The sequence below is a fragment of the Rhizobium sp. P1_E1 genome (assembly GCF_056406015.1).
The window spans coordinates 1-9,932 of sequence record NZ_JBFUAY010000170.1 but is presented as its reverse complement, the minus strand read 5'-3'; the positions used below and the strand labels follow the sequence as shown (position 1 = coordinate 9,932).

General features: G+C 63.5%; 10 protein-coding genes. 6 read left to right on the top strand and 4 right to left on the bottom strand.

Annotated features, from left to right (window positions below; genetic code table 11):
* The 3 genes from AC1D1Z_RS29880 to AC1D1Z_RS29870 form a co-directional block, all read right to left on the bottom strand.
* Nucleotides 1-352 (bottom strand): acyl-CoA dehydrogenase family protein (locus AC1D1Z_RS29880; protein WP_477852510.1); only part of this gene is annotated, 352 nt, incomplete at its 3' end.
* 16 nt (nt 353-368) lie between these two features.
* Nucleotides 369-1,556, bottom strand: a complete 1,188-nt coding sequence (locus AC1D1Z_RS29875) for an acetyl-CoA C-acyltransferase (protein WP_130719311.1) — start codon at nt 1,554-1,556, stop codon at nt 369-371.
* A 23-nt stretch (nt 1,557-1,579) separates the two neighbouring features.
* Complete coding sequence (locus AC1D1Z_RS29870) at nt 1,580-2,347, bottom strand: 3-hydroxyacyl-CoA dehydrogenase (RefSeq protein WP_047620464.1); 768 nt, start codon at nt 2,345-2,347, stop codon at nt 1,580-1,582.
* Between the two features lie 81 nt (nt 2,348-2,428).
* Here AC1D1Z_RS29870 and AC1D1Z_RS29865 point away from each other — a divergent pair, with 81 nt between their 5' ends.
* The 6 genes from AC1D1Z_RS29865 to AC1D1Z_RS29840 are packed head-to-tail and all read left to right on the top strand — an operon-like array spanning nt 2,429 to nt 9,471.
* Nucleotides 2,429-3,514: an AraC family transcriptional regulator gene (locus tag AC1D1Z_RS29865; protein ID WP_047620572.1), complete on the top strand. Its 1,086-nt coding sequence runs from the start codon at nt 2,429-2,431 to the stop codon at nt 3,512-3,514.
* Nucleotides 3,515-3,557: 43 nt separating this feature from the next.
* Nucleotides 3,558-4,703 (top strand): isovaleryl-CoA dehydrogenase, encoded by a 1,146-nt coding sequence (locus AC1D1Z_RS29860; RefSeq protein ID WP_477852509.1) that lies wholly within the window; start codon nt 3,558-3,560, stop codon nt 4,701-4,703.
* Entirely contained in the window at nt 4,700-6,310 is a 1,611-nt protein-coding gene (locus tag AC1D1Z_RS29855) for a carboxyl transferase domain-containing protein (protein ID WP_477852507.1), read from the top strand. The genes AC1D1Z_RS29860 and AC1D1Z_RS29855 overlap by 4 nt, the downstream gene beginning before the upstream one ends.
* 7 nt (nt 6,311-6,317) lie before the next feature.
* Nucleotides 6,318-8,186, top strand: a complete 1,869-nt coding sequence (locus AC1D1Z_RS29850; protein WP_047620461.1) for an acetyl/propionyl/methylcrotonyl-CoA carboxylase subunit alpha — start codon at nt 6,318-6,320, stop codon at nt 8,184-8,186.
* Complete coding sequence (locus AC1D1Z_RS29845) at nt 8,186-8,638, top strand: MaoC family dehydratase (RefSeq protein WP_130719313.1); 453 nt, start codon at nt 8,186-8,188, stop codon at nt 8,636-8,638. Before AC1D1Z_RS29850 ends, AC1D1Z_RS29845 begins: the two co-directional genes overlap by 1 nt.
* A complete protein-coding gene (locus tag AC1D1Z_RS29840) occupies nt 8,635-9,471 on the top strand; it encodes an HpcH/HpaI aldolase/citrate lyase family protein (RefSeq protein ID WP_047620460.1) in 837 nt (278 codons plus the stop codon). Before AC1D1Z_RS29845 ends, AC1D1Z_RS29840 begins: the two co-directional genes overlap by 4 nt.
* A 17-nt stretch (nt 9,472-9,488) precedes the next feature.
* Here the strand turns inward: AC1D1Z_RS29840 and AC1D1Z_RS29835 are convergent.
* A partial coding sequence (locus AC1D1Z_RS29835) for a TolC family protein (RefSeq protein WP_477852504.1) occupies nt 9,489-9,932 on the bottom strand: 444 nt, incomplete at its 5' end.

Here is a 9,932-nt window from a genome sequence, read left to right as displayed (position 1 = left end):
TCCATTCGCCGCTTGCCAGTTTCGGCAGGAAGCGCTGCCGCTGCTCCTCGGTACCGAATTTCAGGATCGGCACACAGCCGACGGAGCTATGCACGCTCATGATCGTCGAACACGTCCCGTCACCCGCGGCAATTTCCTCCAGCGCCGCGGCATAGGCGACCACGCCGGTATCCGATCCCCCATAGGCTTCCGGCACCAGCATGCCGAGCAGCCCGAGTTCACCCATCTCCTTCAGTTCCTGGCGCGGGAAGAGATGCTCCCGGTCGCGTTTGGCTGCCCCCGGCGCCAGCCGGTCACGGGCAAAGTCGCGGGCGAGATCTGAGATCTGCTGCTGGAGGTCGGAAAGGATCATCTGTTCTCTCCCTCTCCTATTGCCGTTCGATGGCAACGGCGGTCGCCTCGCCGCCGCCGATGCAGAGCGCCGCCATGCCGCGCTTCAGGTCGTATCGCTCCAGTGCTGCAAGCAGCGTCACCAGGATGCGAGCCCCCGAGGCGCCGATCGGATGGCCTAGCGCGCAGGCGCCGCCATGCACATTCACTTTTTCATGCGGCAGGTTGAGATCGCGCATCGCCGCCATGGCGACGACGGCGAAAGCCTCGTTGATTTCGAACAGATCGACCTCCGACAGCGGCAAGCCAGTGCGATCGGACAGTTTCTGCAACGCGCCGATCGGCGCCGTGGCGAAAAGATTGGGCGCCTGCGAATGAGTGGCATGGCCAAGGATGGTGGCAAGCGGCTTGAGGCCGCGATGCTCCGCCTCGGAGCGGCGCATCAGCACCAGGGCTGCCGCGCCATCGGAGATCGAGCTGGAATTGGCGGCGGTCACCGTGCCGCCCTCGCGGAAGGCGGGTTTCAGCGTCGGGATCTTGTCGAGCTTCGCCTTGCCGGGCTGTTCGTCGCGGCTCGCCACCTGCTCGGCTTTGCCTGATTTTACCGTGACCGGCACAATCTCACTTTCGAAACAGCCTTCGGCAATCGCCTTCTGCGCCCGCGTCAGCGAGGCGATGGCGTAGTTGTCCTGCGCCTCGCGCGTGAATTGATAGGCCTCGGCGCAATCCTCCGCGAAGCTGCCCATCAAGCGCCCCTTGTCATAAGCATCCTCCAGCCCGTCGAGGAACATGTGATCCACGACACGCCCATGGCCGAGCCTGTAGCCGCCACGGGCCTTGTCAAGAAGATAGGGCGCATTCGTCATGCTTTCCATGCCACCTGCAATCGCCACTGAGGCGCTGCCGGCGGCAATCAGGTCATGCGCCATCATCACCGCCTTCATGCCCGAGCCGCACATCTTGTTGACGGTACTCGCCGCGGTGGCGAAAGGCAGGCCGGCATGGATCGCCGCCTGGCGCGCCGGCGCCTGCCCCTGCCCGGCCGGCAGGACACAGCCGAAGACGACCTCCTCAATCGCCTCGGCCGCGATGCGGCTGCGCTGCAGCGCTGCGCGGATCGCCGTCGCTCCGAGCTCCGGCGCTGTCGCCTCTTTCAGCTCTCCCTGAAAGCCGCCGATCGGGGTGCGCGCTGCACCGACGATGACGATGGGATCCTCCAAAACCATCTTTCCTCCTTGGGGCGAAGCGTTCACCGCGCGCCCATCCGCAATGCGCCGTCGAGGCGGATGACCTCGCCGTTCAGCATGTTGTTTTCCAAGATATGGCGTACCAGCCCGGCAAATTCCGCCGGCCGACCAAGCCGCGGTGGAAAGGGCACGCTCTTGCCGAGCGCTGCCTGAACCTCGGCCGGCATATCAGCCATCATCGGTGTCTCGAAAATGCCGGGCGCGATCGACACGACGCGAATGCCGTGACGAGCAAGCTCGCGGGCGATCGGCAAGGTCATCGCCGCCACCCCGCCCTTGGAGGCGGCGTAAGCTGCCTGGCCGATCTGGCCGTCGAAGGCGGCAACCGAGGCCGTATTGACGATGACGCCGCGTTCGCCTTCCGCATCCGGCTCGGTAGTCTGGATCGCCGCCGCTGCCAGCCGGATCATGTTGAATGTGCCAATGAGATTGATGCTCACCGTGCGGGCAAAACTCTCCAGCCGGTGCGGCCCTTCGCGGCCGATCACCTTTTCGGCCGGAGCGACGCCCGCGCAATTCACCAATCCGCGCAAGCCGCCGAAGGCTTCGATGGCAGCGGCAACCGCCGCCGCCCCTTCCTCGCCATCGGTCACGTCGGCCCTGACGAAACGGGCATCGCTTCCGAATTCCCGGACGATTTCCTGTCCGGCTTCCGCGTTGAGATCGGCGATAGTCACCCGTCCGCCCGCCTCCACAAGCATGCGCACTGTTGCCGCGCCGAGGCCGGAGCCGCCGCCGGTCACGATGAAACTTGCACCTCGGATCAGCATGGACCTGTTCCTCCTGCCGGCCACGCCTCCTCCAGGCTCAGCCGAATGACAGGATTCTATTCCGTCGGCCTATTGCAAGCGATGACAGAACTGCTCCATTATTTCGGACAGTTTTGCCATAGAGAGGGCGCGATGGCCGAAATCGAGCGACGCATGATTGCACCGGCCTTTGTCGAGGAGGCCCTCGACAGCCTGCGGCGTCTGGATAAGCCGACAGAGCCTATTCTTGCGCGTGTGGGACTGCCGCCGCTGGTCGATCAACCAGTGTCGGCCGAGACCTATGGCGCTCTTTGGCTGGCAATCGCCGCCGAGCTCGACGACGAATTCTTCGGTATGGGCGGCCGACCGATGCGCGGCGGCAGCTTCACGCTGCTCTGCCACTCTGTGCTGCATGCGCCGACACTGGGTCACGCCCTGCGCCGGGCGCTGCGCTTCCTCGATGTCGTGCTCGACGATCCCAGGGGACGGCTCGTCATCCGCGACGGCCTGGCCGAGGTCGAGCTCACGGATGCCGGCGGCCCGCGTTCAGCCTTCGCTTATCGCACCTATTGGATCATCCTGCACGGCATCACCTGCTGGCTGGTCGGTCGGCGCATTCCGATCCGGCTCGTCGATTTCCGTTGCGCGGAGCCCAAACAAGGCGCCGACTATCGGCTCTTCTTCGGCGCGCCAGTGCGTTTCTCGCAAACCATCAGCCGGCTCGGCTTCGACAGCGCCTTGCTCGACCTGCCGGTGGCGCGCAGCGAACACGCGCTCAAACAGTTCCTGCGCGGCGCGCCCGCCAATATTCTGGTGCGCTATCGCTATGATGCCGGTATCGCCGCCGCCGTCCGCCGGCGCCTGAATCTGGCTACGCCGGCTGCCTGGTCGCGCTTTACCGAGCTTGCCGCCGATATGCGAATGCCGCCCTCCACGCTCCGCCACCGTCTGCACGACGAGGGACAAAGCTATGCCGCCATCAAGGACGACATCCGCCGGGATCTCGCCGTCGAACTGCTGCTGAACACGTCGATGTCCATCGGTGAGATTGCCGTGCAGCTCGGCTATTCCGAGCCGAGCGCCTTCTTCCGGGCCTTCCGGAAATGGATGGGCAAGAGCCCCGAGGTCTTTCGCCGGGAGGAAGCTCTCTCGCAATTGGATGAGCCATTGCAATCAAGGACACTTTGACCCGGCCGCAACCCGCGCTACATATTTCAGCGGGAGGAGTGCCATGTTTGATTTTTCGCTCGGCGAAACCGCGGACGCGATCCGTGAAACGACGGCGCGCTTTGCCGCCGATCATATTGCTCCGCTGGCTGCGGAGATCGACGAAAGCAACACATTTCCACGCCAGCTCTGGCCTGAGATGGGCGTGCTCGGCCTGCATGGAATCACCGTCGAAGAAGAATTCGGCGGCGCCGGTCTTGGTTATCTCGATCATGTCGTCGCCATGGAAGAGATTTCGCGCGCCTCGGCCTCCGTGGGGCTCAGTTACGGCGCCCATTCCAATCTCTGCGTCAACCAGATCCGCCGCTGGGCCTCGCCGGAACAAAAGCGCCGCCACCTGCCGAAGCTGATCTYCGGCGAACATGTCGGTTCGCTCGCCATGTCGGAGGTCGGCGCTGGTTCCGATGTCGTCTCCATGCGGTTGCGTGCCGAGAAAAAAGGCGACCGCTATATGCTGAACGGCACCAAGTTCTGGATCACCAACGCGCCGCATGCCGATGTGCTTGTTGTCTATGCCAAGACCGATCCCGCAGCCGGCCCGAAAGGCATTTCCGCCTTCATCATCGAAAAGGGCCTGCCCGGTTTCAGCGTCTCCAAGAAGCTCTCCAAGCTCGGCATGCGCGGCAGCGACACGGCCGAACTGGTCTTCGAGGATTGCGCGGTGCCGGCCGAGACGCTGATGGGCCGGGAAGGAGAAGGCGTGAAGATCCTGATGTCCGGCCTCGATTACGAGCGCGCCGTGCTTGCCGCCGGACCGCTCGGCATCATGCAGGCCTGCCTCGACGTCGTGCTGCCCTATGTGCGCGATCGCAAACAGTTCGGCAAAGCGATCGGCGATTTCCAGCTGATGCAGGGCAAGATCGCCGATATGTATGTCGCGCTGAATTCGGCGCGCGCCTATGTCTATTCCGTCGCCCGGGCCTGCGATGCCGGCCGCGCGACGCGCACGGATGCAGCCGCTGCGATCCTCTTTGCTAGCGAGAATGCCGTCAAGGTCTCGCTGGAAGCGATCCAGGCGCTCGGCGGCGCCGGCTATACGAAGGAATGGCCGGTCGAACGCTTTTTGCGCGACGCCAAGCTTTACGATATCGGCGCCGGTACCAACGAGATCCGCCGTTACCTCATCGGCCGGGAGCTCATCGCATCATGACGGTGATTACGACTGCGATCGACCGCGACAGTGACAGCTTCAAGGCCAATGCCAGCAAGAACAAGGCGCTTATCGACGAACTCTACGACCGTTCGGCGAAAGCGCGCGAGGGTGGATCGCAGACAGCACGCGAGCGCCACACCGGCAAGGGCAAGCTGCTGCCGCGCGATCGCATCCAGCTGCTCATCGATGCCGGCAGCCCGTTCCTGGAGATCGGCGCTCTGGTGGCTAACGGCATGTATGATGACGAGGCGCCGGGCGCCGGTATCATCACCGGCATCGGCCGCGTTTCCGGCCGCGAGGTAATGATCGTCGCCAATGACGCGACGGTGAAGGGCGGCGCCTATTACCCCCTGACGGTGAAGAAACATCTGCGGGCCCAGGAGATCGCCATGCAGAACCGGTTGCCCTGCCTCTATCTGGTCGATAGCGGCGGTGCCAATCTTCCGCATCAGGCCGAAGTCTTTCCCGACCGCGACCATTTCGGCGCGATCTTCTACAACCAGGCCCAGATGTCGGCCGAAGGCATTCCGCAGATCGCCTGCGTCTTGGGAAGCTGCACCGCCGGCGGCGCCTATGTGCCCGCCATGTCCGACGAAACGGTCATCGTGCGCAATCAGGGCACGATCTTCCTGGCCGGCCCGCCGTTGGTGAAAGCCGCGACCGGCGAGATCATCTCGGCCGAAGAGCTTGGCGGCGCCGAGACCCATGGGCGGCGCTCCGGCGTCGTCGATCATGTCGCCGAGAACGATGAACACGCGCTGCTGCTCGTTCGTGATATCGCAGGCACACTCAACAGTGTGAAATCAGTCGATATCGACCTCAAGCAGCCACAGCCGCCGAAACTCGATGCCGAGGATCTCTGCGGCCTCATCCCGGATGATGTGCGCTCGCCCTATGATGTGCGCGAGGTCATCGGCCGGATCGTCGATGGTTCGGAACTGCATGAGTTCAAGCCGCTCTACGGCACCACGCTGGTCTGCGGCTTCGCCCGCATCTGGGGCATGCCCGTCGCCGTCATCGCCAACAACGGCGTTCTCTTCTCCGAAAGCGCGCTGAAGGGCGCGCATTTCATCGAGCTCGCCTGCCAGCGCCGCATACCTTTGCTGTTTTTGCAGAACATCTCCGGTTTCRTGGTCGGCGGCCGCTATGAGGCCGGCGGCATCGCCAAGGATGGGGCCAAGCTGGTGACGGCGGTCGCGACATCAACTGTTCCGAAAGTGACCGTCATCATCGGCGGCAGCTTCGGCGCCGGCAATTACGGCATGTGCGGCCGCGCCTATCGCCCCCGTTTCCTCTTCACCTGGCCGAACAGCCGCATCAGTGTGATGGGCGGCGAACAGGCGGCCTCCGTGCTTGCCACCATACGCCGAGACTCCATGGAGGCGCGCCGTGAGAATTGGCCTATTGAAGAGGAGGAAGCCTTCAAGGCGCCGATCCGCGCCGGCTACGAGGCCGAGGGAAATCCCTATTATGCCACCGCCCGCCTCTGGGACGACGGCATCATCGATCCACGCCAGACGCGGGATGTGCTGGGCCTTGCCTTTTCCGCCTGCCTGAATGCGCCGATCCCGAAAGGGCCGCGCTTCGGCCTGTTCAGGATGTGAGGCGCCGATGATGGAAAGCCTTCTCATTGCCAACAGGGGCGAAATCGCCCGCCGCATCATCCGCACGGCCAAGATGCTCGGCATCCGCACCATCGCCGTCTATTCCGAGGCCGATGCCGGCCTGCCCTTCGTAAGGGAGGCGGACGAGGCGATCGCCATCGGCCCCTCGCCGGCCCGGGAAAGCTATCTCTCGCAGGAACGCATCCTGGAGGCCGCCCGGCAAACAGGCGCTGCGGCGATCCATCCCGGTTACGGCTTCCTCTCGGAAAACGCCGGGTTTGCCGAAGCGGTGGAAAAGGCCGGGATCATCTGGGTCGGCGCGCCGCCTGCCGCCATCCGTGCGATGGGACTCAAGGATGCCGCGAAAGAATTGATGCAGGCGGCCGGCGTGCCTGTGACCCCTGGTTATCTCGGGCCGGACCAGAGCGAAGAGAGGCTGGCGGCTGAGGCGGACACTATCGGTTATCCCGTGCTCATCAAGGCCGTCGCCGGCGGCGGCGGCAAGGGCATGCGCCGCGTCGAGCGCGCGCAAGATTTCGCAGAACTTCTCGCCTCCTGCCGCCGGGAGGCGGCCGCCTCCTTCGGCGACGACCGCGTTCTGATCGAACGTTATATCGCCAATCCGCGCCATATCGAGGTGCAGGTTTTCGCCGACATGTTCGGCAATTGCGTTCATCTGTTCGAACGTGACTGCTCGCTGCAGCGCCGTCACCAGAAAGTCATTGAGGAGGCCCCTGCTCCCGGCCTCGACACCGCTACCCGGGCAGTGATCTGCGATGCGGCGGTAAAGGCCGCAAGAGCGGTGAATTATGTAGGCGCCGGCACCATCGAATTCATCGCCGATGCCTCGGAGGGCCTTCGCGAAGATCGCATTTGGTTCATGGAGATGAACACCCGCCTGCAGGTAGAGCATCCCGTCACCGAGGCAATTACTGGCGAGGATCTGGTGCTCTGGCAGTTGACGGTCGCTAGCGGCGAGCCCTTGCCGAAAATGCAGGACGAGATCGCCATGAACGGCTGGGCGTTCGAAGCCCGGCTCTATGCCGAAAATCCTGCCGCCGGCTATCTGCCCTCGACCGGCCGACTTGAACATCTCAGCCTGCCGGAGTCCGTCCGCGTCGATAGCGGTGTCGAGCAAGGGAATGACATCACCGCCTTCTATGACCCGATGATCGCCAAGATCATTGCCCATGGGCCGAACCGCGAGGCAGCACTTTCGAAGCTCGCAGCCGCCTGCGCAAGTATCGAGGTCTGGCCGGTCAAATCCAATGCCGGCCTGCTCGCCCGCATCGCCGTCGATCCGGATTTTCGCGCAGCTCGGATCGATACCGGCTTTCTCGACCGCCATGGCGATAGCCTTGTGGCGACGGAGCCGAGCGAAATCGCGATCGACACCGCAGCCACCGTGCTGCTTTCAAAAGATACCGATGGCGATCCCTGGTCCGCGCTCACTGGGTTCCGCATCGCCGGCGCGGATGACAAGAGGGTGCGTATCCGTATCGGCGATCATCTCCATTGGGGGCAATCGCGTCGGGAGCTTGAGGCAAAGACCGTCACGATCGGTGAAACGACGGTGCTTTTCGACGCCGGCAATGCCTGGCCGATCCGCCTGCCCGTTGCCAGCGAAGTCGAGGCAAGTCAGGGCGCCGGCGATGGCGCGATCCTTTCGCCCATGCCCGGCCTCGTCATTTCGGTGGATGTCGCCGAAGGCGATCGTGTCGCCAAGGGGGACCGCCTGCTGACGGTTGAAGCGATGAAAATGGAACATTCGCTGCGCGCACCCTTCGATGGAATCGTCGAAAAACTGCAGGTTTCCTCGGGTATCAGGGTCTCGGAAAACCAACTCGTCGTCAGCGTTGTGAAGGAGCAGGATTGATGGCCGGCCGTTATTTCGACGAGTGGACGGCCGGCGACCGCATCGCCCACGACATCCGCCGCACGGTCACCGAGACCGACAACCTGCTCTTCACGACGCTCTCCCACAATCCGCAGCCGCTGCATCTCGATGCCGATTATGCGGCCGGCACCGAATTCGGCCGGATCGTCGTCAACGGCACCTTCACCTTTGCGCTCACCGTCGGCCTTTCGGTCGGCGACACCACGCTCGGCACGCTCGTCGCCAATCTCGGCTATGACAAGGTGACGATGCCAAAGCCGGTTTTCATTGGCGATACGCTGCGGGTGGAAACCGAGGTGATGGAACTGCGTCGCTCGAACTCCCGCCCCGATGCCGGCATCGTCACCTTCCGGCATATCACTCTGAACCAGCGCGGCGAAACCGTCTGCCAATGCCTGCGCACGGCAATGCTGAAGGTGAAGCCGTCATGAGGCTGCGCTCGCTGCTCTTTGCGCCCGGTGACCGGCCGGAGCGTTTCGAAAAGGCGCTCGCCTCAGGCGCCGATGCCGTCATTCTCGACCTGGAAGACTCGGTTGCGCCCTTAAACAAGCCGAAAGCGCGCGAGAACGTGCACGAGTTCGTCCTGCATCATGCCGGCGAGACCGCTCTCCTGATCCGCATCAATCCCCTCACCTCGCCAGAATTCGAAGACGACCTTGCCGCTTTGAGCGGCCTTCATCCTTTCGCAATCGTGCTGCCGAAGGCCGAGGGTGCCGCTTCGGTGCTGAAGCTCGCAGGCTCTCTTGCATCTGCAATTCCCATCTTGCCGATCGCAACCGAAACGCCATCGGCGATCTTCGAGATCGGCAGCTACCGGGATGTCTCGACCAGCCTCTGCGGCCTGACATGGGGTGCGGAGGATCTGCCCGCCGCGATGGGGGCTACGACCGCGCGCAGGACGGATGGCCGCTATACGCCACCTTACGAGCTTGCCCGTTCGCTCACGCTATTCGCAGCCCATGCCGCCGCCGTTCCGGCAATCGACACCGTCTATCCCGATTTCCGTGATCTCAACGGTCTCAGGGCCTATGTCGGCCGCGCCCGGCGCGACGGCTTTTCCGGTATGATGGCCATCCATCCAAGCCAGGTCGAAGTGATCAATCACGCCTTCACGCCGGATGCATCCGAAATCGCCTGGGCGGAGAAAGTCGCCGCCGCCTTCGCCGCCAGGCCCGACGCAGGCGTCATTCAGCTCGACGGACGCATGCTGGACCTGCCGCATCTAAAGCTCGCGATCCGCATTCTCGATGTGGCTGGGCGATAGAGCAAATGCTCCGCCAATTAGTCTGACTTCGCCGTTCGCTCGGGAGCGTTCTGCGCTTGTTGCGTCAGGTAGCCGGCGCCAATGGCGGCGTAGAGGTCCACATAGTCCTTGGCAACCTGCTGTACGGTGGCTGCAAGGCTTGCCTGGGCATCGGAGACCGAACGTTGAGCGTCCAGCACATCGAGCAGAGATGAAGCTCCATCCTTGTAGCTCGTGGTCGAAAGTGCGAGCGATTCCTGGGCCGTTTCCACCTGCCTGCGCAGCGGTCCCAACGTCTGCCTGTCGCGGCGGACTGCAGACAGGGCGTTTTCCACCTCTTCGACCCCGTTCAGCACCGCCTCTTTCCAGGCGAGATACTGGGTCTTGGCATCGGATTTTTCGATATCGACATTCGCACGCAATTTGCCGCCATCGAAGATCGGCAGGTTGAGCGTCGGTCCGAAAGACCAGCTGGTCAGGGT